The organism is Streptomyces sp. NPDC092045, from assembly GCF_044756005.1.
GTDB lineage: Bacteria > Actinomycetota > Actinomycetes > Streptomycetales > Streptomycetaceae > Streptomyces.
This window is the reverse complement of the sequence record NZ_JBIVSC010000039.1, coordinates 1-21,868: the sequence shown is the minus strand read 5'-3', so window position 1 is coordinate 21,868 and position 21,868 is coordinate 1. Positions and strand designations below refer to the sequence as shown.

The following is a 21,868-nucleotide window of genomic DNA, read 5'->3' as shown; positions in this document are numbered from 1 at the left end:
GTCTTGGCGGCCCCGCCGGGCTGGGTGGTCGCCGCGGGCGCCCCGGCGGGCCGGGGGGGCGGCTTCTCCCCGCCCCGCCCCCCCCCCCCCCGCGCGCGGGGGGGGGGGGGCCGCCGGGCCGGGGCCCACCACTCGGAGACCGCCGCCTGGCTGGACGACCTGCGGCCCGCCGACGACACCCCCGCCGACATCGCCGCCGCGATCAGCGGCGCGCCGCCGCGGTCCGCGGGACGCGTCGACGCGTCCGCCTGGCTCCGCCAGGAGCTCGCCCATGTCTGAGGTCTCCCGCCGTCGGACACCGCCCGAGGTCTCCCACCGGCGGACGTCGCCCAACCTCGCCCTGAACCAGCTGGTGGAGGAGCGCCGCGCGGCCGGCCAGGAGGTGCTGCACCTGGCCTTCGGCGAATCGCGGCTCCCCGCCTTCGCGCCGCTGGCCGAGCGCCTGGCCCGCGGCGCGCGCCGCAACGCCTACGGACCGGTGGCCGGCGGCGAGCCGGTGCGCCGGGCCGTGGCCGGCTACTTCGGCCGCCGCGACCTGCCCACCGGGCCGGACCAGATCGTCGTCGGACCGGGCAGCAAGCCCCTGCTCATGGCCCTCCAGCACGTGCTCCCCGGCGACGTCCTCGTCCCCCGGCCCGCCTGGAACTCGTACGTCCCGCAGGTGAGACTGGCCGGCAAGACGGCGTACGAGGTGCCCATCCCCGCCGAGTGCGGCGGGGTCCCGGACCCGGCCGCCCTGCGCGACACGGTCCGCCGGGCGCGCGCCGGGGGCGGCGACCCGCGCGTCGTCGTGCTGACCCTGCCGGACAACCCCACCGGCACGCTCGCCCCGCCCCCGCTGGTCCGCGAACTCTGCGCGGTCGCGGAGGAGCTCGACCTCGTCATCGTCTCCGACGAGATCTACCGCGACATCGTCCACGATCCGGCGACCCCCTTCCTCAGCCCCGCCGAGGTCGCGCCCGACCGCACGATCGTGACCAGCGGACTGTCGAAGACGCTCGCCCTCGGCGGCTGGCGCATCGGCGTCTGCCGGTTCCCCGACAACGCCTGGGGCCTGGCGGTCCGCGACGGGGTGGTCTCGGTGGCCAGCGAGGTCTGGTCCACCCTGGCGGGCCCCATGCAGGAGGTGGCGGCCTACGCGTTCTCCGAGCCGGAGGAGATCGGCCGGCGGCTCTCCGCCAGCGCCCGGCTGCACGGCGCGGTGGCCCGCTCGGTCCACCGGATCATGGTGGACGCGGGCGCGGACTGCCGTCCGCCCACCGGCGGCTTCTACGTGTACCCGGACTTCGAGCCGGTGCGCGACCGGCTGGCCGCGCACGGCGTCACCGACTCCCCCGGCCTCCAGCGCCACCTCTTCGACCGCTACGGCGTCCTGGTCCTGGGCGGGCACCACCTGGGCGACGACCGGAGCGCGCTCCGCTTCAAGGCGGCCACCAGCATGCTGTACGGCGACACCGCCGAGGAGCAGGAGCAGTCCCTGGCGGCGGCCGATCCGCCGGCCCTGCCGCACGTCGCGAGAGTGCTGGACCGGCTGGAGGAAGCCTTCGTCAAGCTGAGCCGGTAGACGGCGCCCTGCCCCGCCCGGGCCGCGCCCCTCCCTCCGGTCCGCCGGGCGGGTCCCGGGACGCCCCGGACCGTCCCCGGCCGGATCCCGCCCTCCGGACCCGCCGGCGGACGCCTTTCGGCCCACGACCCCGTCCCATCACCCCGGTCGCCCCGCCGGGCCGACGTTCCAGGGCGACGATCCGGGCCGACGAGAAAGCAGCGAGCACCTCGGATGCGTACGAGCACAGAGACTCCGCGAACGGACCGGCTCCTCACCCGGGGAGCACCGGCCGGACTGATCCTGCACCCCTTCCTGGGGATCCGCCGCTCGCGGAGCGCCCTCACGCGCGACCGCACGCCCGCTTTCTACGTCCTGGAGCAGCGCCGGGGCTCCGAGCTGCTCCAGCGGGGGGTGATCGGCGCGCTCGACCTGGGCACGGCGGAACGCTCCATCCACCCGCACGAGCGGGTGCTCCCCCACAAGGTGGCCGTCCAGCGGAACCTCCTCCGGACCGTCGGCGGCGGCCCCGAGCCGGTCCTGCTCGCCTGCCGGGGCGCCACCGGCGTCGGCGCCGTGCTCGACCGGGTCGCGGCCGGGCGGCCGGACACCGCCCTCGTCCAGCCGGACGGCGTCCGCCACCTCCTGTGGCGCTGCACCGATCCGGACCGGATCGAGGCCGTCGCCGCCGGTCTCGCCCGGCACCGCGCCCTGCTCGCCGACGGCCACCACCGCTTCGCGGCGGCGCGGGAGCACCGCCGGGCCTTCGGCGGCCGGCCCGGCCCCTGGGACCGGCTGCCCGCGCTCGTCGTGGACACCGCCGCCCATCCCCTCGCGCTGCGGGCCATCCACCGCCACCTGCCGGACCTGGCCGCCGAGGAGGCGGCGCGGCGGGCCGCCGCCGTGGCCACCGTCGAGGAGGTCACCCGGTCGGGACCGCCGCCCGAGCCGCGTCCGGGCGAGTTCGTCCTGGTCGGCTCCGGCGGGCGGTGCTGGTCGGTCCGGGACGTCTCCGCGGACCGTGCGCGGTCCGCGCTGCGGGGCCTCCCGGCGGCCTGGTCCGCCCTCGACGCCGCCCTGCTCCACCACCTGTTCGTCGACCGCGTCTGGCACGGCCTCCTGACCGCGTCCCGGATCTCGTACGTCCACGGGCTCCCGCGCGGAGGCCGGGAGGCCCCGGCCTCGGGCACGCTGGTCCTGCTGGCCCCGCCCGGGGAGGAGGAGGTCCACCGGCTGGCGGGCGACGGCGTCCTGATGCCGCAGAAGTCCACGGCCTTCGGCCCCAAACCCCTTCCCTGGCTCGTCACCTACCACCACGCCCACCAGGTCCGCGGCCCGGTCGCGGTGCCGGCGGCCCCGGTCTGACCGCCCGTTCCGGGAGGGCCCGTTCCGACGGGCCCCTCGGCGGCCCCGGCCCCTTCCTCGGCCCCGGCACGGCGATCGGCGCGCGCGGGCCGATCGCCGCGGGCGCGCCGGTCAGCGCCCCGGGTCGCTCCAGCGGACCTCTCCGTCGACGAGCTCGTCGGTCGGGGTCAGGCCGAGGGAGCGGGCGACGCCCGCCGACGCCTCGTGGCCGGGGTGGACGAAGGCCACCAGGGAGGTCGCCCCGCGGGTGCGGAGCCAGTCGGCCACGGCCCGTGCGGCCTCGCCCGCGTAGCCCCTGCCCTGGTGCTCGACCCCCACCACCCAGGCGAGCGAGGCCTCCACCCCACCGCTCCCGGTTCGGTACAAGGTCGCTTGGACCGTCCCCGCGAGCCGTCCGTCGTCGGTCCGGCGGAGCATCCAGTTCAGCCAGCCCTGGCTGCCGTCCGGGGAGGTGCCGCCGGCCTGGAGCGCGTATCTGGCCCGCAGTTCTTCCAGGGTGCGGGGCTTCCCGCCGGTCCAGGTGTGCAGCCGGGCGTCGTCGAACACGGGGAAGGCCTCGGGCGCGTGCCCGGCCCCGAGGGGTTCGAGGGACAGCCGAGAGGTCGTCAGGGGATCCGCGAGCGGCCACTGGGTCAACGGAGTCATCCGCGAACGATAGTTCGCGACCACCGCAAGGGACCCGGCCGGGGCGCCGGACGCGAACGGACGGCGTGCGACGCCGTGGCGGCCCGGTTCGCCGGCCGCGCCGAGTTCGGTCCGCGCCCCCTCGGCGGTCCGGCGGGGCTCCTCCCGATTCCCGTCCCCACCCTGGTCACCGTGGGCACCCCGATGCCGCTCCCGGCGGTCCCGGCCCTCTCCCGCTCCGTGCGCGAAACCGGCTGGCGTGCTCCCCCTCCGGCGTCAACCTTGGTTGACATGAGGGGGGTGTCAATGTACGTTGACAGCATGACCGACGCAATCGATCTCGCCGAACGGGCCGGCGACCGCGACCCACGGGTCGGGCTGCGCGCCGTCTCCGCACTGCGACGCCTCCTCGAACAGCTCGAATCCGTCCAGGTGCGCAGCGCGCGCGCCCAGGGCTGGTCGTGGCAGGAGATCGCGGCCGAACTGGGCGTGAGCCGCCAGGCCGTCCACAAGAAGCACGGGAGGAACTGATGTTCGAGAAGTTCACCGAGGGGGCCCGGGCGGTGGTGACCGGGGCGGTGGCGGTGGCCGAACGCGAGGGGGCGCCCTCCGTCACGGAGGAACACCTCCTGCTGGCCCTGCTCGACGCGGAGGACACCAGGGCGGCCCTCGCGCTGCGGGCCCTGGGGGCGACGGAGCGGCGCGCGTCGCTGGAGGCCTCGCTCGCGGCGGCCCGGCGCAGGGGCGGCCTCTCGGCGGTCGACGTGGACGCGCTGGCGGACCTCGGCATCGACGTGACGCGGATCGTCGCGCGGGTCGAGGAGACCCACGGCCCGGGCGCGCTCGCCGGCCCCGACGCCCGGAACCGGGGCGCGCGGCGGCGGCCGTTCACGCGGGAGAGCAAGAAGGTGCTGGAGCAGTCGCTGCGCGTCTGCCTCGGCCGGCGCGAGAAGGCGATCGGCGACGAGCACCTGCTCCTGGCCCTGACGGCCCGCCCGGGGGTCGTCTCCGAGGCCCTGGCGGACCACGGGGTCACCTACACGGCGGTGGAGCACGCGCTCGGCGGAACCGGGACCGGGAGCGGGACCGGGACCTGAAGCGTGGCCGGGAGCTGAGCAGCTGCCCCGCCGCTCCCCCGGGCGGTCACGCGCTCCCGACCCGGGCGGTTCCGCGACGGGACCGTCCCGGATAGGGTGCGGCCCCCTAACGAGGCCACTGCGCGGAGGCGTCCCTTGAACCCGACCGGTACCGGCGGCGGCAGCACCGAACCGTACGAGGCCCTGAGCCGGATCCTCGCCGAACGGTTCACCTGCCGCCAGTTCCTGCCCGATCCCGTCCCCCGGGCGACCGTCGAGCAGATCCTGCGCCTGGCCCAGCGCACCCCCTCCTGGTGCAACACCCAGCCCTGGCGGGTGCACCTCACCGAAGGCGCCGCGACCGAGCGGCTGCGCACCGAGCTGTCGGCACACGTCCGAAGCGGCCCGGACGCGCCCGACTTCCCGTTTCCCGCCCGGTACACCGGCGCCTACCGGGAGCGGCGGCGCGCGTGCGGCCTCCAGCTCTACGGCAGCCTCGGCATCGCCGAGGACGACCGGGAGGGGAGCCTGCGGCAGATGCTCCGCAACTTCGAGCTGTTCGACGCGCCGCACGTCGCGGTCGTCACCACCGAGGCCGACCTCGGCGTCTACGGCGCCGTCGACTGCGGCCTCTACATCGACACCTTCCTGCTCGCCGCCCACAGCCTCGGCGTGGCCGCGGCACCCCAGGCCGCCCTCGCCGCCTGCTCGGGCTTCCTGCGCGCCCACCTCGGCATTCCGGACAACCGGCGCGTGGTGGCGGGCATCTCCTTCGGGTACCCCGACCCCGACCACCCGGTCAACGCGTTCCGCACCGACCGCGAGGAACCGGAGAACGCCGTCACCTGGCACACCGCCTGACGCCGCCCGCGCCCCCCGGGCCGGTCCCGCACGGTTCAGCCGCCGTCCGCGGGAAAGGGAACCCCATGGCCCGCGCCCCGACGCCCGGAGGAGACCGCCGATGACGCCCGGCACCGTGACAGGGAAGGACGACGCGTGGTGGAGGTCCGCGGTCGTCTACCAGATCTACCCCCGCAGCTTCGCCGACTCCGACGGCGACGGCATCGGCGACCTGGACGGCATCACCGGCCGCCTGGACCACCTGGCGGAGCTCGGCGCGGACGTGCTGTGGCTCTCGCCCGTCTACCCGTCGCCGCAGGACGACAACGGCTACGACATCAGCGACTACCAGGACGTCGACCCCGTCTTCGGCGACCTGGCGGCCTTCGACCGGCTCCTCGCGGCGGTGCACGGGCGCGGCATGAAGCTGATCATGGACCTGGTCGTCAACCACACCTCCGACGAGCACCCCTGGTTCCGGGAGTCGCGCGACCCGGGGAGCGCCAAGCGCGACTGGTACTGGTGGCGGCCGCCGCGCGACGGCCGGGAGCCCAACAACTGGGGCTCGTTCTTCTCCGGCCCCGCCTGGACGCGCGACCCCGCGAGCGACGCGTACTACCTCCACCTGTTCTCGCCGAAGCAGCCCGACCTCAACTGGGAGAACCCCGAGGTGCGCGAGGCCGTGTACGCGATGATGCGGTGGTGGCTGGAACGGGGCGTGGACGGCTTCCGGATGGACGTCGTCAACCTCGTCTCGAAGGACCCGGCGCTGCCCGACGGGGAACCGCGCGGCGACGGCCCGTACGGCGACGGGTCGCCCTCCTTCGTCTGCGGGCCGCGCATCCACGAGTACCTCCGGGAGATGCACCGGGAGGTCATGGCCCGCTACCCCGGCCGGCTGCTGACCGTCGGGGAGATGCCCGGCGTGACCGTCGAACAGGCCCGGCTGTTCACCGACCCGGACCGCGCCGAGCTGGACATGGTGTTCCAGTTCGAGCACGTCGGACTCGACCACGGCGCCCACAAGTTCGACCCGCGGCCGCTGCGGCTGACCGATCTGAAGGCGTCCCTGGGCCGCTGGCAGACCGGGCTCGCGGACGTCGGCTGGAACAGCCTGTACTGGAACAACCACGACCAGCCCCGCGTCGTCTCCCGGTTCGGCGACGACGGCCCCCGCCACCGGACCCGGTCCGCGACCATGCTGGCCACGGTCCTGCACCTGCACCGCGGCACCCCCTACGTCTACCAGGGGGAGGAACTGGGCATGGCCAACGCCCCCCTGCGCACCATCGAGGACTTCCGGGACATCGAGTCCCTGAACCACTACGCGCAGGCGCTGCGCGCGGGGGCCGCTCCCGAGGACGTCCTGCCCGGACTGCGCGCGATGGGCCGCGACAACGCCCGTACGCCCATGCAGTGGGACGGCTCCGCGCAGGCCGGCTTCACCACGGGCACCCCCTGGCTCCCGGTCAACCCGGACCACACCGAGGTCAACGCCGCCGCCGCGTACGCGGATCCGGATTCCGTCTACCACCACTACCGGCGGCTCATCGCCCTGCGTCACTCCGAACCGGCCGTCGTGCACGGCGACTTCACCATGCTGCTGCCCGACGACGAGCGCGTGTACGCCTTCACCCGCCACCACGGGGGGACCACCCTCCTCGTCGTCGGCAACTTCACGGGCGACACCGTGTCCGTGGACCTGCCCGGCGGATGGGAGGACGCCGAACTCGTCCTGGGCAACGGGCCGTCCGTCCCGGCGGAGGACGGACGCGCGGTCCTCGCGCCCTGGGAGGCGAGGGTGCACCGCCGGGTCGGGCGAGGCGCCGGGGACGCGGCCGGCGCGGGTCGTCGCGCCGCCGATGATCCGCGCCTCCCCGGGTAGGCGCGGCCCATGACCGTCTACGGATTCCACGCCTCGCACGAACAGGTGCCGCCGGCCGACCTCCTGGCCGCGGCCGTCCGCGCGGAGGAGGCCGGCTTCGGCGCCGCCATGTGTTCGGACCACTTCTCGCCCTGGAGCGTCCGGCAGGGCGAGTCCGGCTTCGCGTGGTCCTGGCTCGGCGCCGCCCTCCAGGCCACCGACCGCATCCCCTTCGGCGTCGTCAACGCGCCCGGACAGCGCTACCACCCCGCGATCGTCGCCCAGGCCGTCGGCACCCTCGCGTCCATGTACCCGGGCCGCTTCTGGGCGGCCCTGGGCAGCGGCGAGGCCTCCAACGAGCACATCACCGGCGACCGCTGGCCGCGCAAGGACGTGCGCAACGCGCGGCTGCGCGAGTGCGTCGACGTCATCCGGGCGCTGCTGCGGGGCGAGGAGGTGAGCCACGACGGCCTGGTGACCGTGGACCGGGCGCGTCTCTGGACCCTTCCGGACACGGTGCCGCCGCTGATCGGCGCGGCGTGCAGCGAGGCCACCGCGGCCTGGTGCGCCGACTGGGCCGACGGGCTCGTCACCGTCAACGCCCCGCACGAGCGGCTGCGCCGCATCGTGGACGCCTACCGCTCCGCCGGGGGCTCCGGCCCGCTGCGCCTCCAGGTCCACCTGAGCTGGGACCCGGACCCGGACACCGCCCTCGCCGTCGCGCACGACCAGTGGCGCACCAACGTGCACGGCCCGCCGGTCAGTTGGGACCTCGACACGGCGGAGCTCTTCGACGGCGTCAGCGAGCACGTCACGCCGGAGCGGGTCGCCGAGGCGGTCAACGTCTCGGCGGACCTCGGGCAGCACGCGGCCTGGCTCCAGGAGTACGCCGACCTCGGCTTCGACGCGGTCATGCTGCACCACGTCGGCCGCGAACAGAGCGCGTTCATCGACGCGTTCGGCGACAAGGTGCTGCCCCGGCTCGACGCGGCCCCCGCCGGCCCCGCGCGCGCGGAGGAGGCCCGATGAGGCTGACCCGGACCTCCGACCTGTGGTGGAAGAACGCCGTCGTGTACTGCCTGGACGTCGAGACGTACCAGGACGGCGACGGGGACGGGACCGGCGACTTCGCCGGCCTGACCCAGCGGATCGACCACCTCGCCCGCCTCGGCGTCACCTGCGTGTGGCTGATGCCGTTCTACCCGACGCGGGAACGGGACGACGGCTACGACATCACCGACTTCTACGGCGTCGACCCGCGCCTCGGCACCCTCGGCGACTTCACCGAGTTCGTGCGGACCGCCCGGGACCGCGGCATCCGGGTCATCGCCGACCTGGTGGTCAACCACACCTCCGACGAACACCCCTGGTTCCGGGAGTCCCGTTCCAGCCGCACGTCCGCGCGCCGCGACTGGTACGTCTGGTGCGACGAGCCGCCCGAGGACGGGCCGAAGGGCGTCGTCTTCCCCGACGCCGAGAAGAGCCCGTGGGAGTACGACGAGAGGACCGGGCAGTACTACCTGCACCGCTTCTACCGGCAGCAGCCCGACCTCAACGTGGCCAACCCCGCCGTGCGCGACGAGATAGCCCGCATCATGGGGTTCTGGACGCAGCTCGGGCTCTCCGGCTTCCGCGTCGACGCGGTCCCCTTCCTCCTGGAGACCGACGGCCAGACGGACGCGGACCGGCTGCCCGACCCGCACGACTACCTGGCCGACCTGAGGGCCTTCCTCGGGCGCCGCAACGGCGAGGCGGTCCTGCTCGGCGAGGTCAACCTGCCCTACCCGGAGACCATGGAGTTCTTCGGCGGCCCGGAGTCCGAGCGGGGCGACGAACTGACCATGTGCTTCGACTTCATCGGCATGCAGAACATGTACCTCTCCTTCGCCCGGGAGGAGGCCGGACCGCTGGCGGCGTCCCTCCGGGAGCGCCCGGAGGCCCCGCGCGACGGGCACTGGGCGACCTTCGTCCGCAACCACGACGAGCTGACGCTCGACAAGCTGGACGACGACGAACGCGCCGAGGTGTTCGCGGCCTTCGGTCCGGACGAGGACATGCAGCTGTACGGCCGGGGCCTGCGCCGCAGGCTGCCGCCGATGGTCGGCGGCGACCGCCGCCGCGTGGAACTGGCCTACAGCCTGCTGTTCACCCTGCCCGGCACGCCCGTGCTGTTCTACGGCGAGGAGATCGGGATGGGCGAGAACCTGGCCGCCGAGGGGCGGCAGGCCGTCCGCACCCCCATGCAGTGGACGGCGGAGAGCGGTGCGGGGTTCTCCACCGCGCCGAGCGGCGACTTCCCCAACCCGATGGCCGGGGGCGCGTACGGGCCGGAGCGGGTGAACGTGCACGACCAGGCGCACGACCCGGACTCGCTCCTCAGCCGCTTGCGGACGCTGATCGAGCGGTACCGCGAAGCCCCCGAACTCGCCTGGGGCCGCACCGAGGTGCTGGACGCGGACGATCCCGGCGTCCTGGCCCACCTCGCCTCGCTCCCGGAGGGGGCGGTGCTGGCGCTGCACAACTTCTCGTCCCGGCGGGTCGACGCGACCACGACCGTGCCGGACCTGAAGGACGGCCACCGGCTCACCGACGTGTTCACCGGCGCCGCCGTCGAGGCGGCGGACGGCGGGCGCGTCGCCGTCGGGCTGGAGCCGTACGGCTACCGCTGGCTGCGGGTGGACACCGCGCTGGACGATCCGGAACGCGCGACCGCCGTGCCCGGGGAGGCGGGGCCTCTGTAGGGTCGACGGAATCGATCATCACAGGGGGAGATCCGTGTTCACGTCCACGAAGTCCGGAGCGGCGGCCGTCGCCGTCGCGCTGGCCCTGCTCTGCGTCTCCTGCGGCGCCTCCGGCACGAACGGCACGGGCACGGACGGCGGCACGCCGGCCGGGACGACCGCCTCCGCGTCCGCGACGCCCCCGGCCGGCCGGGAGGCCGGTGACGCTCCGACGGCGACGGGCGGGGACGACGCTCCGGCCGGCGGGGACGCGGCCCCGAGTCCCGGCACGACCTCGGTCGAGCTCGTGCGCGACGCCTTCGCCGGGCTCCAGGCGACCCTGTACGACTCGTGCGGCGCGTCGGGCGACTGCCCCTACTTCCTCGGGCGGGTCCACGACGAGCTCCAGCGGATGGACCGGGCCATGAAGGGCGACGCGAAGGGCCCGGGCCACTTCCCCGAGCCGATCGCGCTGATCGGGAAGCTCAACGGGGCGCTCGACGGCGACCGTTCCCCCGAGAACCTCAAGAAGCACCGGAGCCTGCTGATCGGGACGCGCGACCGGATCAACACCTGGATGCAGGGCCACCCGGACGACTACCGCTGACGAGCCGGAGAACGGGGCCGGGTCCACCCGCGTGTCGCGGGAGGGCCCGGCCCCGTCGCGTCCGCAGCCCTTCCCGCTCTCTGCGGGCATTGCCTTCATTCCACCCCATTGCAACAGGCCGTTGCATTCGACCTCAGCGTCATTGCACCAATTATCCCTCTTCTACCTGGGGAAACGCAGATTGTTGATTGACGATGGAGTGAATGCAACGTAGCTTTCTAAGAGTTCAAACACGTCATATCGCGAGACGAGGACGGACCATGAGCGCATCCCTCCACACCGTCACGACGCTGCCGACGGAACGTCGGGCCGCCTGCCCCTTCGACCCGCCGGCCGAACTGACCGAGGCCCGCCGGCACGGTCCCGTCAGTCGCTTCACCCACCCCGGCGGAAAGCCGGGCCTGCTGATCACCGGATACGACACGGTGCGCGCCGTCCTGGCCGACGCCCGGTTCAGCTCGCGCAAAGAGCTCATGAACGTCGTCGGCTTCGCACTCCCACCGGCCCCGCCCGGCGAGTTCCTCCTCATGGACGAGCCGGAACACAGCCGCTACCGGAAACCCCTGGTCGGCAGGTTCACCGTGCGGCGCATGCGGATGCTCACCGAGCGGATCGAGCGGATCACCGCCGATTGTCTGGACGCCATGCAGGAGACCGGGCCGCCCGCGGACCTGGTGACCGCGTTCGCCAAGCCCCTCCCCACCATCGTGATCTGCGAGATCCTGGGCGTGCCCTACGAGGACCGGGCGTCCTTCCAGGAGCAGATCGACACGTTCATGGGCGGGGAGGCCGGGGACGAGGAACTGGTCGCGGCCTACACCGCGACGCAGGAGTACCTCGCGCGGCTGGTCGCCGCCAAGCGCGCGCACCCCACCGACGACGTCCTCAGCGAACTCACCGACGGCGACCTGACGGACGAGGAGCTGAGGGGGATCAGCCTCATCCTGCTGGCGGCCGGGTTCGACACCACCGCGAACATGCTGTCCCTGGGCACCTTCGCGCTGCTGCGGCACCCGGAGCAGCTCGCGGCGCTGCGCGCCGACCCCGCCCTCACCGACGGGGCCGTGGAGGAGCTGCTGCGGTACCTGAGCGTCGCCAAGACGTTCCACAGGACGGCGCTGGAGGACGTCGAGCTGGACGGCCTGACCGTCGAGGCCGGCACCACGGTCCTCCTCTCGTACCACACCGCCAACCGCGACCCCGGCCGCTTCCCCGACCCCCACGCGCTCGACCTCCGCAGGCGGGCCACCGGGCACCTGGCCTTCGGCCACGGCATCCACCAGTGCCTCGGACAGCAACTGGCCCGCGTCGAGATGCGGGTCGCGTTCCGCGCGCTGCTCGACCGCCTCCCGAACCTGCGGCTGGCCGTACCCGCCGAGGAGGTCGCCCTGCGGCCGGAGACCGCGGACATCTTCGGGGTGAAGAGCCTCCCGGTCACCTGGGACGAGAAGTGAGCGCCTCGCGCCTCGACGCCGACCGCGAGCGCTGCATCGGCGCCGGGATGTGCGCCATGACCGCGCCGGAGGTGTTCGACCAGGACCCCGACGACGGCCTCGTGCTCCTGCTGCACGCCGAGCCGCCCGCCGCCCACCGCGCGGCCGTGCGCATGGCCGTCGACGTCTGCCCCTCCGGCGCGATCGGACTCCACGAGGCCGCCCCCGACGGCTTCTAGGGCGTGTGTCGAAAGTCCCGGTCGAGGTGCTTGCCGTCCCAGCAGTCCGGGAAGAGCAGCTGGTGCACGAGCCTGGCGGTGGGGGCGCAGATCGGCCAGTCGCCGTCGGCGCTGCGTCCGATCTCCCCTTCCTCGCCCGCGCGGAAGAACTGGTTGGCCGAGCCCGCCGGGGTGGGGACCTGGGACTTGGCGTTGCCCGCGATCATGCGGAACCCCTGGGGGAAGGGGACCTTCACCGAGGGGTCGGGCGGCCGGGAGCCGTAGTGGACGATCATTCCGTCGGACTCGACGGTCCCGCCGCCCTCGTAGAGGGTGGGGTTCCAGTACGCGGACAGGTCCTCGGCGGGGGTGCAGCTGGTGCGCCGGTCGGCCCGCAGGCTCTGCGCCGTTGTCGAAGGAGAACCGGTTGACGTTGACGAAGTCGCCGGGCGTGGCGCTGCGCATGACGGCGAACAGCGTCCGGGGGCCGGCGGGGTGGGTGGCGACGTCGGCGGTCCGGGTCGTCCAGCCCTGCCAGCCGCCGGTCGAGGAGATCGGGAAGGCCGCCAGCACCGGGCCGCTCGACCTGTTCGAGGCCCGCGAGCGGCTCGACGGCCACCGCGAGGCGCTGCGCGGGACCGGCCGCCGGTCGATCGTCGCGCCGGGCGGCTTCACCCGGGCGTCGGGCGCCGAGGCCATGCGGCAGCTCCTGGAGGACGATCCGGCGCTGGACGCCGTGTTCGCGTCCGACGACCTGATGGCGATCGGGGCCCTGCGGACCCTGCGCCGGGCGGGCCGCCGCGTGCCCGAGGACGGGGCCGTCGTCGGCTTCGACGACATCGAGGCCGCCGCGTACACCGCGCCGGCGCTCACCTCCGTCCGCAGCCCCGTGGCCGACCAGGCCATCGCCACGGTCCCCCTCCTCCTCGGGCTCGTCGAGGGCGGCCCCGGGGAACCGGTCGTCGTACCGAACGAACTCGTGGTCCGCGAGTCGACCTGATCACGCGCCCGTCACGGGGCGCGGGCCGGGCCCTCGCCCGCTCCCGCCCGCCGGTAGAGGTGCGGGCGGCGCCTCCTCCGGGCAGAGTAGGGATGGCCCTGTCCCCGCCAAGGTGGCCCATATGGTCTTACGAACCGAAAAGAGAACGAACTGATGCGAGGGATTCTCGCCACGCCGGAGTGATCGATGTTCCGCAGACGGCCGGCCGACAGCAGTGACGAGCTGCTGACCAGACTCGGGTCGCTGACCGCCCGGGCGCGGGAGCTGGCCGAGACGCAGCGCTCCCGCGTCGAGCTCGCCGTGGCCCTGCAGCGCGGCATGCTGCCCCCGGACCTCCCCAGCCCTCCGGGCGTCCGGCTGGCCGTCGGCTACATGCCCGCGAACCACGGGCTCAACGTGGGCGGCGACTGGTACGACGCCTTCACGCTGCCCGACGGGCACATCGGCATGTCCATCGGCGACGTGCAGGGGCACAACATCGAGGCCGCCGCCTTCATGGGACAGGTCCGCGTGGGGCTGCGCGCGCTGGCCTCCGTCACCGGGGACCCCGGAGAGCTGCTCGCCCGCACCAACGACCTGCTGGTCACCCTGGGCGCCGACCTCTTCGCCACCTGCACCTTCCTGCGGCTCGACCCCGCCGCCGGCACCCTGGAGTGCGCCCGCGCCGGTCACATCCCCCACATCTGGGCCACCGCCGACGGCCGGTCCGGCATCGACGACGGCGAGGGCGGTCCCCCGCTCGGCGTGTTCAGCGGGGTCGACTACCCCGTCACCCGCCACCGGCTCACCACCGGCGGCGTCTTCGTCCTGCTGACCGACGGGGTGGTGGAGGGGCCCTCGCTCCACCTCGACGACGGCCTGGACCAGGTGGTGCGGCTCGCCGGCATCACCGCCGTCGCCGGGCTGGACGTCGACGCGCTCGCCACCGCCGTCATGAAGCTGGCGAGCACGGTGGGGCACGAGGACGACGCCGCCGTCCTGGTCGTCGGCCACGACGGCGGTAGCGCCTGGCCGGTGAGGGGCCGAGGAGGAACGTCCGCCGCCCCGCCCCCGAACGGCTCACCACCGAACGGGTGACGCCCGGCGCCCTGTGCCGGGAGCGGGGCGGGCCGGGGCACGCCCCTGTCCGTACCGGAGTCCGATCCGGCGCGGGCAGGGGTCCGATCCGGGCCGGGCCGGACCGTGCTCCGGCCCGGGTCGGAGCACGGTCCGGGCCCGGCCCGGCCCGTACGGTCGCGGCCGACACGCAGGGGGTCCTTGCCCGGTCGGGACCGCCCGGCCGGTGTCTGATGGCTGACGTGTTGGTCACTCGGCAGTTCCGGCCCTCGACGGAAGCGGTCCTGGCCTCGCTGGCCGTGGCCGCCTGCTACTACGCGGCCGGACGGCTCGGCCTGCTGGGCCGCCTCGTCGTCGAGGGCGTGGTGGTCACCCCCATCTGGCCGCCGACGGGCGTCGCCGTCGCCGCCCTGCTGCTGCTCGGCGCGCGGGTCTGGCCCGGGATCGCCCTGGGCTGCTTCCTCGTCATCGCCTCCCTCACCACTCCGGGGCTCACCACGGTGGTCACGGTCGTGAGCAACACCGCCGCGCCGCTGTGCGCCTTCCTGCTGCTGAGACGGGTCGGCTTCCGGCTCGACGTGGCGCGGCTGCGGGACGGCCTCTCGCTGGTCTTCCTCGGCGGGTTCGGCGCCATGCTGATCAGCTCGACCGCCGGGGTCGGACTGCACGTGGCGACCGGCTCCCTGGAGAAGAGCGAGTTCTGGCCCGTCTGGCTGGCCTGGTGGGCGGGCGACACGATGGGCGTGCTGCTCGTCGCCCCGCTCCTGCTCGCGTTCGCGGGCGCGGTCGGGCGGTTCCGGACACGGCGCTGGAAGGAGGCGGTCTGTCTGGGGCTCGCGACCCTGGTCATCGTGCCGTCGGCCGTGCACAGCCCGATGAGCCTGCTCTTCCTCGTCTTCCCCCTGCTGATCTGGGCGGCGCTCCGCTTCCAGCTCACCGGAAGCGTGCTGTGCGCGCTCTTCGCGTCCGTGCTCACCACCTTCGAGGCGACCTCCGGGCAGGGCGCGTTCGTCCACCTGTCGGACGTGGAGGTCATGGTGAAGCTCCAGGCGTTCAACGGCTCCGCCGCCCTGACGGCCCTGCTCCTCTCCTCCGTCATCACCGAGCAGCGGGCGACCCGCCGGTCGGTGCGCCGCGCCTGCCAGGAACTGGCGGAGGTCCTGGAGCACCTCGCGGCGGGCGAGCCCTCGCCGAAGCCCCCCGCCGCCGGGCACCCGCCCGACCCCACCGGGAGCCGAACGGCCTCGCCCGGCGGGCTCCGGGAACCGTGACCCGCCCTGCCTGAAGGACATGGGCGCCTCGCCGGCCCCCTCGGCGAGGAACGGGACGGACTCGGCCCCACGCGGTCGGTCGGGGGTCCGTGCCGCGGGAGAGCCCGGGTGCGCCGTGCTTCGCACGTTTGCCCGGGAGGAGCGGTGGAAGAGTTGATCCCGACGACCGGTCGGCCGAGTCGCGGCCGGGGCGGCCGGGCCTCCTCGGCTCCACGATCCGAAGAGGAGCACCTCCGTTGCGCTTCTACGCCCAGACACCCGCACGCCGGAACCGCCAGGTGCTCGTGGACCTGCTCGCCGTGGTCCTGATCGCCGCCGCGGTGTGGGCGTCCCTCGCCGTACGCGAGACGATCATGCTGCTGGCCGAACCGGGACAGAAGGTGGAGAGTTCCGGCGACAGCCTCGCCAAGGAGCTCGGGGAGGCGGGGGACGCGGCGTCGGGCGTGCCGTTCATCGGTGACGTCCTGCAGAAGCCGCTCCGGTCCGCGGCCGACGCCAGCTCCGGCTTCGCCGACGCGGGCGTGTCGTTCCAGGAGACCGTCGGCCAGGTCGCCGACGTCGTCACGGCGGCCCTCATCGTCGTCCCGGTGCTCTTCGTCCTGCTGCTGTGGCTCCCGCCCCGGCTGCTCTGGATCCGGCGCAGCGGCACCCTGCGCCGCCTCGCCGAAGCCCCCGGAGGCGCCGACCTGCTCGCCCTGCGCGCCCTCACCGGCCCCCCGGGCGCGCTCACCGCGCTGCCCGCCCCGCCGCCCGGCGGATGGGCCGACGCCTGGCGCCGGGGGGACGACGAGGCCATCGCCGACCTCAGCGCGATCGCGCTCGGGCACATCGGGCTCCGTCCCTGAGGGGTCTCGTCCGAGGACTCCCCTTCCGGTCCCCTCGTGCGGATCGTCGTCCCACGATCCGTCCGGCGGCAGGGCTTCGAACGCCGGAGCCGGGGCGATACTGATCGTGGTGGGCGCTCCGTCGCCGGACCGGCTCCGGACACGGGTCGGGCCGGGATCGGCCGGCGGGGCGGCGCGCCCTGTCGAAGCCTTCGAGGGGAGCCGTTCATGAGCACGGCGAAAGACCTGTTCATCATCGCCATGGACCCGGGACCGGAGCACGCCGTGGGGCAGGGCGACCTCTCGCTCGCGCTCGCGGGAGCCGAGCTGATCGATCTCGTCGGTACGGGGGCCGTCGCCGTGGACGGCGACCGCATCGTGCCGGGCGGGGCGTCGGTGCCGGACGACGGCCTCCTGGGCGAGGCAGCGGCACGGCTCACCCGGCAGCCGCCCTACGAGCGGATCGAGGACTGGCTGTGGCGCCGGGGCGAGGACCTCTCGTCCGCGTACCGGGCCGCGCTGGAGGCGGACGGCGAGCTGACGCGGAGGCGAAGCGGCCTGTTGTCCCTCGGCCGGGAGCGCGTGGAGGCGGTCGACACGCCGGCCCGCCGCCGGGCGGTCGACCGCCGGGACGCGAGGGAGCCCGTCCTGACGGCGCTCGCCTCGGCCGTGGGGATCGACGGCGGGCGGCCGGGCGAGGATCCCGGTCTCGACGACGAGGCGGTGACGAGCGTGGTGGCCGCCGTCCACGACGCGGTGATGGAGCTGGAGGCCGTGCGCCAGCGGCGGACCATCGAGAACGCGGCCTTCGCCAACGTCTGGCGCGGCCCGTGAGCCGGGATCGCGGTCGCGACCGGCGACGGGCCTCCCCCGGTGGACGCCGAACGGCCGCCCCGGTCGGGGGTCCGGACGACTGACGCGGCCCGGGGCCGGCCCGAGGGAGACCCGAGGGAGACCCGAGGGAGACCCGGGGCCGGCCCGAGACAGATCCGAGGCCGGTCCGAGGCCGACCCAAAGCCAGTCCGCGCCCAGTCCGCCGCCACCAGGAACAGGCACAGGGCCGCGGAACGGCACAACGGCCCCGCCGAGCAGTGCCGGGACCGCGGGGGCCGCCGCCGTCAGCCGTCCGCCTCCCCCGCCCCGGCCCCGGCCCGAGCGGAAGACCGCGCAGGCCGGGGCGGACGGCGGCGCCGGGAGGGCGAGGACGGGCGAGACGCCCCTCAGGCGGTGACCCGAAGCCCCGCCAGGAGCCGGTCGAGCGCCTCCTCCGCGGCCCCCGGGTCCCCGCCCCGCGCGATCCAGAGCGCGGCCTCGTTCATCGCGCCCGAGAGCAGCCGGGCCAGGGGCTCCACCGGTCGGCCGGCGATCAGTCCCGCCTCGGCGAGCGTCTCCAGGGCCTCCGCGAGGTGCCGGGCGGAGGACTCCTCGTCCAGGGTCCGCCACTCGTCCCAGCCCAGCACGGTCGGCGCGTCGACCAGCAGGATCCGCCGCACCGCCGGATCGGTCCCCGAGGCCAGGAAGGCCCGGCAGCCGGCCCGGAGCTGTTCCCAGAGGTCGTCGTGCCGCCCGGCCTCGGCCGCGACCCGCTCCCCCAGTTCCTCCTGGACCTCGGAGACGACGGCCCGGAAGAGCCCCGCCTTGCTGTCGAAGTGGTGGTAGGCGGCCCCCTTGGTGACCCCGGCGGCCCGCGCCACCTCGGCCAGCACCACCTGGTGGTACCCGTCGGCGGCGAACCGCCGCCTCCCTTCGGCCAGCAGAGCCCGCCGCGTGGCCGCCCGCTGCTCCGCCCGGTTGACCGCCACCGTCCTCACCCTTCCCTTTTCGCGTACCCCGGGTATGCTAACGCCACGGTTCGCATACCCCGGGTATGCGAAAAGGAGACGGAGGGCCCCGGCCATGACGAACGAACCCACCACCCCCGCCGCCGGACTCGGCGGCTTCTACCCGGTGCTCGCCACCCGGGACGTGGCGGCCTCCCGCGACTTCTACGTCCGCCACTTCGGCTTCGAGACGACCTTCGAGGCGGACTGGTACGTGAGCCTGCGCCGCCCCGACGCGCCGCAGTACGAGCTCGCCCTCCTCGACCACGGCCACCCGACCGTCCCCGAGGGCCACCGGACCGCGCTGCGGGGCGGTCTGCTGCTGAACTTCGAGGTGGACGACGTGGACGCCGAGCACCGGCGGCTCGTGACGGAGGCCGGCCTGCCCGAGGCGCTGTCCCTGCGCACCGAGGAGTTCGGGCAGCGGCACTTCGTCGTCGGGGCCCCCGACGGCGTGCTGGTCGACGTCATCACCGTCGTCCCGCCCGGCGAGGAGTACGCCGACCTGTACACCGGCGTCTGACGCCGGGCCGGGACGCGGCGGCACCGCCCGCACCCCTCAGCCCAGGCGCACGACCGCCTTGTGGGTGGCCGCGAGGGTGCCGGGGGCGACGCGGAGCCGGAGCGTGGCGCCGGTGCCGAGGACCTGGACCGCCGGGTCGTGGGAGAGGACGGCGGAGACGGGCCGGTTCCACGTCAGGTCGATCGCCGCGCCGTCCCGGAGCGGGCCGGAGACGCAGACCGTGGCCGTGGTGCCGGACTCGCGGATGAGGACCGACGCGGGGGCGCCGGCCGTGACCTCGCCGACCGTGCCGGCGAACCAGAGGTTGACGCCGGTGAGACCGAGGGAGGGGACGCGTACGCCCTGGTGGCCGTCGGTGTTGGCGAGGACGGTGACCCAGCCCCGGTCGGCCGCGCGGGCCTCCGTCCGCTCCCGGCTCGCGCCCGGCATGAGGACGTACGCGTACGTCGCCAGGGTCGGATCGGTGCCGTGGTCGAACCAGAGCGTCAGGTACCGGCGCGTGACCGGGTCGGTGACGGCGCCCAGGTTGATCTCCGACCACCTGCCGGTGCGCGCCTGGCGCAGGGCCTTCAGGGAGGAGGGCGCGCCGCCCGGGAAGACGTAGCCCGCGTGACCCGCGAGGTGCGCCCAGCGGGCGCCGGTGAGCGTGGCGCTCCAGCCGAGCGCCGTGGGCTGGGCGGCGCCGTCGACGGTGAGGGCGTGGACCCCGTTCTCGCCGAGGTTGCGGTTCTCCACGGTCGACTCGACGCCGGTGCCGTCCCGGCCGTGGATCCCGGCGCCCAGGCAGACGATCGCGTCGTCGAGGAAGAACCAGGACTTCTTGGCGAGGAGCGTGGAGGAGAGCCCCTTCAGGTACTGTCCGACCGCCGCGTACGTGCCGTCCGTCGTCCCGCCGACCCACCGGACGTCGGGCCGCGCGGCGCCCCAGGCACCGCCCTCGCCGTCGGCGAGCGGCTTGCGCGAGGCGGTGGTGCCGGGCAGCCGGTAGGGGTCGACGGTGGGCCAGAAGTCGTCGCTGTACTGCCCGTTGGCGAAGGTGTCGCCCCACCAGTAGAGCATGCCCGAACCGCTGTGCCAGGCACGCAGGTTCTCGCCGTTGCCGTTCTCGTAGTGCGTGATGCGCTTCGAGGCCATGGAGAGCGAGGCCGCCCAGCCCGGCCGGCGGTGCACGGCCCGGTCCATGCCGGGGAAGAGCCGGTGCCCGGCCGGTTCGGGGCTCGTGGCGGCCGGGCCGTCGCCGATGCCCTTGAGGCGGGCGAGCGCGGCGACGCCGAGGGCGGGGCTCGTCAGGATCGGGCTGTAGCGATCCCGGGCGATCCAGCCCTTGACCATGCCCTCCCAGCGGGCCTTCTCGGCGTTCGAGGCGCTCTGCGCGAGCAGCGCGACGCAGGCGATGATCCCGTGGCCGCGCAGGTGGTCGTCCTGCCGGACGGCCCGGGTGTCGGTCTTCTGCACTCCCCTGCTGACCGCCCGGCCGGAGACGGCGTCCATGGCGAGGCCGTTGAAGAGGAAGGGCGCGTACGCCTTCTCGACCGAGTCGAGCACGACCTGCCGGCCGCCGTCGGTGACCTCCCAGGCGGAGCCCTCGAGCAGGGCGAAGAGGTGGGAGAGACCGCCGAGCACGACGGCCCCGTACGAGCCGGCGTAGGGGACGTAGGTGTGCTGGACGAAGCTGCCGTCGGCGTACAGGCCGTCGCCGGAGGTGACGTACGGGAAGACGGGCGAGAGCGCGTCGCGGGCCAGGGCGAGCTTCGCCGGGGACTTCCCGAGGACGCCGCGCAGCGCGAGCACCCGGCAGAGGTCCACGCGGTTGGCTCCGGTGGAGGTGCCGGTGTAGCTCGCGACCGCGCCGTCGGGGACGAAGTGGTCGACGGCGGCGCAGTGTTCGGCGACGCGGGCGGCGCCGAGGTGGTCGTACAGCAGGACGTCGACGTCGAGGAGCGCCTGCGGGAAGCCGATCTGCCAGCTGTACCAGTTGCCGTACCGGACCCGGCCCGCGTGGTACGCCTGGTCGTGGAGGTGGTCGAGCCCGGCCAGGATCTCGTCGCGCAGCCCCGTGTCGCCGGTGAGGCCGGTGCCGGGCTGCGCGTACGCCTCGGCGAGGGTGCGCAGCCTCGCGCAACTGGTCTGGAGGTTCCCGGAGTACGTGTACGACTCCGGGTCCGTGTCCGGGTCGGGGTCCGCGTAGGGGAGGTCCGGCCAGAGGGAGCCGTCCGCCGGTGCCATGGCGGCGCGCAGGTCGCGCGCGGTGGCGCCGAGCGCGGCCAGCTTGGCGGCGAAGGGCTGGGCGCCCGCGTCGAATCCGGTGCCGAGGAGCAGGCCGCGCCAGGCGAGCCGGAGGGCGTCGTAGGCGTCGGCGGCGTGCGCGGGGGTCGGTGCGGCGAGCGGGAGGGCGAGGGCGGCGGCGCCGAGCGCGGTGGTGCCGAGGGCCGCGCGCAGCAGGCCGCGCCGGGAGAGCGGGGAGGCGGGGACGACGACGGGGTCGGGGACGCAGGCGGAGGCGGGTTCGGGCGATGAGGGCATGGTGGGGCAGACCTCTCGGGAGCACGGGGAAGGAAGCCCGGGCGGGCACCCGGCGGTGGCCCGGTGGCCGACAGCATGCCCGGGACAGAAAGCGATTTCTACCCCTGGGCGAGGGAGGAGTTCCGCTCCCCCGGAACCCGCTCCCTCCCGGCCGACGGCCGACTCGGAGGTGGTCGCGCGGGGGCGCGGGCCCTGCGGCGCGCCCCAGGACCGGCCGTTCGCGGCGGGAGGGTCCGCGGAACGAACCCACGGACCCTCAGCCGGACCTCGACCGCACGCCGGACGAGGTGGACCCGCCCCGCCGGGCGCCTCCCGACGGTGACGCGACCCTCCTGGTGCACGAGGTGCACGAGGTGCGGCGGGTGCCGCCGGGGAACCGGCCCGCTCCACCGGCCGGAGGCGCGAGGCCGGACGGGCCCGTGGGCCGGCCGGAAAGGCGCGTCCGGGCCGCCCCGTTCGACCGTCTCCCTGGGGCGTGTGTCGAAAGTCCCGCCTGCCCGGCGGCGCCCGGCACGCACTCCCCCGTAGCCCTGCGGGCACGGGGGCACCCCCGGCCGCGTC

Annotated in this window: 21 protein-coding genes and 1 pseudogene; 18 read left to right on the top strand and 4 right to left on the bottom strand. The window is 74.8% G+C overall.

Annotated features, from left to right (window positions below):
* The 3 genes and pseudogenes from ACIQKA_RS34695 to ACIQKA_RS34685 all read left to right on the top strand — a co-directional run.
* Window positions 1-279, top strand: a pseudogene (locus ACIQKA_RS34695) (hypothetical protein); the annotation flags it as partial.
* Window positions 272-1,564 (top strand): pyridoxal phosphate-dependent aminotransferase, encoded by a 1,293-nt coding sequence (locus ACIQKA_RS34690; RefSeq protein ID WP_402543375.1) that lies wholly within the window; start codon window positions 272-274, stop codon window positions 1,562-1,564. The pseudogene ACIQKA_RS34695 and the gene ACIQKA_RS34690, both read left to right, overlap by 8 nt.
* Window positions 1,565-1,777: 213 nt before the next feature.
* A complete protein-coding gene (locus ACIQKA_RS34685; protein WP_402543374.1) occupies window positions 1,778-2,908 on the top strand; it encodes a DUF1015 family protein in 1,131 nt (376 codons plus the stop codon).
* 111 nt (window positions 2,909-3,019) lie between these two features.
* On the opposite strand, the gene ACIQKA_RS34680 is transcribed toward ACIQKA_RS34685, so the two are convergent.
* Window positions 3,020-3,553: a GNAT family N-acetyltransferase gene (locus tag ACIQKA_RS34680; protein WP_383152849.1), complete on the bottom strand. Its 534-nt coding sequence runs from the start codon at window positions 3,551-3,553 to the stop codon at window positions 3,020-3,022.
* 300 nt (window positions 3,554-3,853) lie between these two features.
* Between ACIQKA_RS34680 and ACIQKA_RS34675 the strand changes: the two genes are divergently transcribed.
* The 9 genes from ACIQKA_RS34675 to ACIQKA_RS34635 all read left to right on the top strand — a co-directional run bounded on the left by ACIQKA_RS34675 (window position 3,854) and on the right by ACIQKA_RS34635 (window position 12,311).
* Window positions 3,854-4,063: a helix-turn-helix domain-containing protein gene (locus ACIQKA_RS34675; RefSeq protein WP_383152847.1), complete on the top strand. Its 210-nt coding sequence runs from the start codon at window positions 3,854-3,856 to the stop codon at window positions 4,061-4,063.
* Complete coding sequence (locus ACIQKA_RS34670) at window positions 4,063-4,629, top strand: Clp protease N-terminal domain-containing protein (RefSeq protein WP_402543373.1); 567 nt, start codon at window positions 4,063-4,065, stop codon at window positions 4,627-4,629. The genes ACIQKA_RS34675 and ACIQKA_RS34670 overlap by 1 nt, the downstream gene beginning before the upstream one ends.
* Before the next feature lie 135 nt (window positions 4,630-4,764).
* Window positions 4,765-5,469 carry a nitroreductase family protein gene (locus tag ACIQKA_RS34665; protein WP_391097148.1) on the top strand — a complete coding sequence of 235 codons (705 nt, stop codon included), beginning with the start codon at window positions 4,765-4,767 and terminating at the stop codon, window positions 5,467-5,469.
* Between the two features lie 100 nt (window positions 5,470-5,569).
* The gene (locus tag ACIQKA_RS34660) at window positions 5,570-7,333 is read left to right on the top strand and encodes an alpha-glucosidase (RefSeq protein ID WP_402543372.1); all 1,764 of its coding nucleotides are present in this window, start codon (window positions 5,570-5,572) and stop codon (window positions 7,331-7,333) included.
* 9 nt (window positions 7,334-7,342) lie between these two features.
* The gene (locus ACIQKA_RS34655; protein ID WP_383152840.1) at window positions 7,343-8,341 is read left to right on the top strand and encodes a TIGR03885 family FMN-dependent LLM class oxidoreductase; all 999 of its coding nucleotides are present in this window, start codon (window positions 7,343-7,345) and stop codon (window positions 8,339-8,341) included.
* A complete protein-coding gene (locus tag ACIQKA_RS34650; RefSeq protein ID WP_391097150.1) occupies window positions 8,338-10,053 on the top strand; it encodes an alpha-amylase family glycosyl hydrolase in 1,716 nt (571 codons plus the stop codon). The genes ACIQKA_RS34655 and ACIQKA_RS34650 overlap by 4 nt, the downstream gene beginning before the upstream one ends.
* A 34-nt stretch (window positions 10,054-10,087) precedes the next feature.
* Window positions 10,088-10,639, top strand: a complete 552-nt coding sequence (locus tag ACIQKA_RS34645; RefSeq protein ID WP_391097151.1) for a hypothetical protein — start codon at window positions 10,088-10,090, stop codon at window positions 10,637-10,639.
* A 260-nt stretch (window positions 10,640-10,899) separates the two neighbouring features.
* Window positions 10,900-12,093, top strand: a complete 1,194-nt coding sequence (locus tag ACIQKA_RS34640; protein ID WP_402543371.1) for a cytochrome P450 — start codon at window positions 10,900-10,902, stop codon at window positions 12,091-12,093.
* Window positions 12,090-12,311 carry a ferredoxin gene (locus ACIQKA_RS34635; protein WP_402543370.1) on the top strand — a complete coding sequence of 74 codons (222 nt, stop codon included), beginning with the start codon at window positions 12,090-12,092 and terminating at the stop codon, window positions 12,309-12,311. Before ACIQKA_RS34640 ends, ACIQKA_RS34635 begins: the two co-directional genes overlap by 4 nt.
* On the opposite strand, the gene ACIQKA_RS34630 is transcribed toward ACIQKA_RS34635, so the two are convergent.
* On the bottom strand, window positions 12,308-12,688 hold the full coding sequence (locus ACIQKA_RS34630; RefSeq protein ID WP_402543376.1) for a DUF1996 domain-containing protein: 381 nt from the start codon (window positions 12,686-12,688) through the stop codon (window positions 12,308-12,310). The genes ACIQKA_RS34635 and ACIQKA_RS34630 overlap by 4 nt on opposite strands.
* A gap of 29 nt (window positions 12,689-12,717) precedes the next feature.
* Here ACIQKA_RS34630 and ACIQKA_RS34625 point away from each other — a divergent pair, with 29 nt between their 5' ends.
* The 5 genes from ACIQKA_RS34625 (at window position 12,718) to ACIQKA_RS34605 (ending at window position 17,275) form a co-directional block, all read left to right on the top strand.
* A complete protein-coding gene (locus ACIQKA_RS34625; protein WP_402543369.1) occupies window positions 12,718-13,290 on the top strand; it encodes a LacI family DNA-binding transcriptional regulator in 573 nt (190 codons plus the stop codon).
* Between the two features lie 186 nt (window positions 13,291-13,476).
* Window positions 13,477-14,367, top strand: coding sequence for a PP2C family protein-serine/threonine phosphatase (locus tag ACIQKA_RS34620; protein WP_383429691.1), 891 nt, complete (start codon window positions 13,477-13,479; stop codon window positions 14,365-14,367).
* Window positions 14,368-14,579: 212 nt separating this feature from the next.
* Window positions 14,580-15,617, top strand: a complete 1,038-nt coding sequence (locus ACIQKA_RS34615) for an MASE1 domain-containing protein (protein ID WP_390109014.1) — start codon at window positions 14,580-14,582, stop codon at window positions 15,615-15,617.
* A gap of 236 nt (window positions 15,618-15,853) precedes the next feature.
* Window positions 15,854-16,462 (top strand): hypothetical protein, encoded by a 609-nt coding sequence (locus ACIQKA_RS34610; RefSeq protein WP_383152822.1) that lies wholly within the window; start codon window positions 15,854-15,856, stop codon window positions 16,460-16,462.
* 207 nt (window positions 16,463-16,669) lie between these two features.
* Window positions 16,670-17,275 (top strand): GPP34 family phosphoprotein, encoded by a 606-nt coding sequence (locus ACIQKA_RS34605; protein WP_391097155.1) that lies wholly within the window; start codon window positions 16,670-16,672, stop codon window positions 17,273-17,275.
* A 386-nt stretch (window positions 17,276-17,661) separates the two neighbouring features.
* Here the strand turns inward: ACIQKA_RS34605 and ACIQKA_RS34600 are convergent, their stop codons facing one another.
* Window positions 17,662-18,243: a TetR family transcriptional regulator gene (locus ACIQKA_RS34600; RefSeq protein ID WP_391097156.1), complete on the bottom strand. Its 582-nt coding sequence runs from the start codon at window positions 18,241-18,243 to the stop codon at window positions 17,662-17,664.
* Window positions 18,244-18,337: 94 nt separating this feature from the next.
* Between ACIQKA_RS34600 and ACIQKA_RS34595 the strand changes: the two genes are divergently transcribed.
* The gene (locus tag ACIQKA_RS34595; protein ID WP_391097157.1) at window positions 18,338-18,784 is read left to right on the top strand and encodes a VOC family protein; all 447 of its coding nucleotides are present in this window, start codon (window positions 18,338-18,340) and stop codon (window positions 18,782-18,784) included.
* A 36-nt stretch (window positions 18,785-18,820) separates the two neighbouring features.
* On the opposite strand, the gene ACIQKA_RS34590 is transcribed toward ACIQKA_RS34595, so the two are convergent.
* A complete protein-coding gene (locus ACIQKA_RS34590; RefSeq protein ID WP_402543368.1) occupies window positions 18,821-21,307 on the bottom strand; it encodes a polysaccharide lyase 8 family protein in 2,487 nt (828 codons plus the stop codon).
* Between the last annotated feature and the right edge of the window lie 561 nt (window positions 21,308-21,868).

Excerpts from the sequence above, each read along its gene's own strand:
- ACIQKA_RS34660 (WP_402543372.1), top strand. The coding sequence starts at position 5,570 with ATGACGCCCGGCACCGTGACAGGGAAGGACGACGCGTGGTGGAGGTCC.
- ACIQKA_RS34590 (WP_402543368.1), bottom strand. The coding sequence starts at position 21,307 with ATGCCCTCATCGCCCGAACCCGCCTCCGCCTGCGTCCCCGACCCCGTC.
- ACIQKA_RS34685 (WP_402543374.1), top strand. The coding sequence starts at position 1,778 with ATGCGTACGAGCACAGAGACTCCGCGAACGGACCGGCTCCTCACCCGG.
- ACIQKA_RS34605 (WP_391097155.1), top strand. The coding sequence starts at position 16,670 with ATGAGCACGGCGAAAGACCTGTTCATCATCGCCATGGACCCGGGACCG.
- ACIQKA_RS34690 (WP_402543375.1), top strand. The coding sequence starts at position 272 with ATGTCTGAGGTCTCCCGCCGTCGGACACCGCCCGAGGTCTCCCACCGG.
- ACIQKA_RS34620 (WP_383429691.1), top strand. The coding sequence starts at position 13,477 with ATGTTCCGCAGACGGCCGGCCGACAGCAGTGACGAGCTGCTGACCAGA.
- ACIQKA_RS34615 (WP_390109014.1), top strand. The coding sequence starts at position 14,580 with ATGGCTGACGTGTTGGTCACTCGGCAGTTCCGGCCCTCGACGGAAGCG.
- ACIQKA_RS34675 (WP_383152847.1), top strand. The coding sequence starts at position 3,854 with ATGACCGACGCAATCGATCTCGCCGAACGGGCCGGCGACCGCGACCCA.
- ACIQKA_RS34680 (WP_383152849.1), bottom strand. The coding sequence starts at position 3,553 with ATGACTCCGTTGACCCAGTGGCCGCTCGCGGATCCCCTGACGACCTCT.
- ACIQKA_RS34670 (WP_402543373.1), top strand. The coding sequence starts at position 4,063 with ATGTTCGAGAAGTTCACCGAGGGGGCCCGGGCGGTGGTGACCGGGGCG.
- ACIQKA_RS34655 (WP_383152840.1), top strand. The coding sequence starts at position 7,343 with ATGACCGTCTACGGATTCCACGCCTCGCACGAACAGGTGCCGCCGGCC.
- ACIQKA_RS34640 (WP_402543371.1), top strand. The coding sequence starts at position 10,900 with ATGAGCGCATCCCTCCACACCGTCACGACGCTGCCGACGGAACGTCGG.
- ACIQKA_RS34595 (WP_391097157.1), top strand. The coding sequence starts at position 18,338 with ATGACGAACGAACCCACCACCCCCGCCGCCGGACTCGGCGGCTTCTAC.
- ACIQKA_RS34650 (WP_391097150.1), top strand. The coding sequence starts at position 8,338 with ATGAGGCTGACCCGGACCTCCGACCTGTGGTGGAAGAACGCCGTCGTG.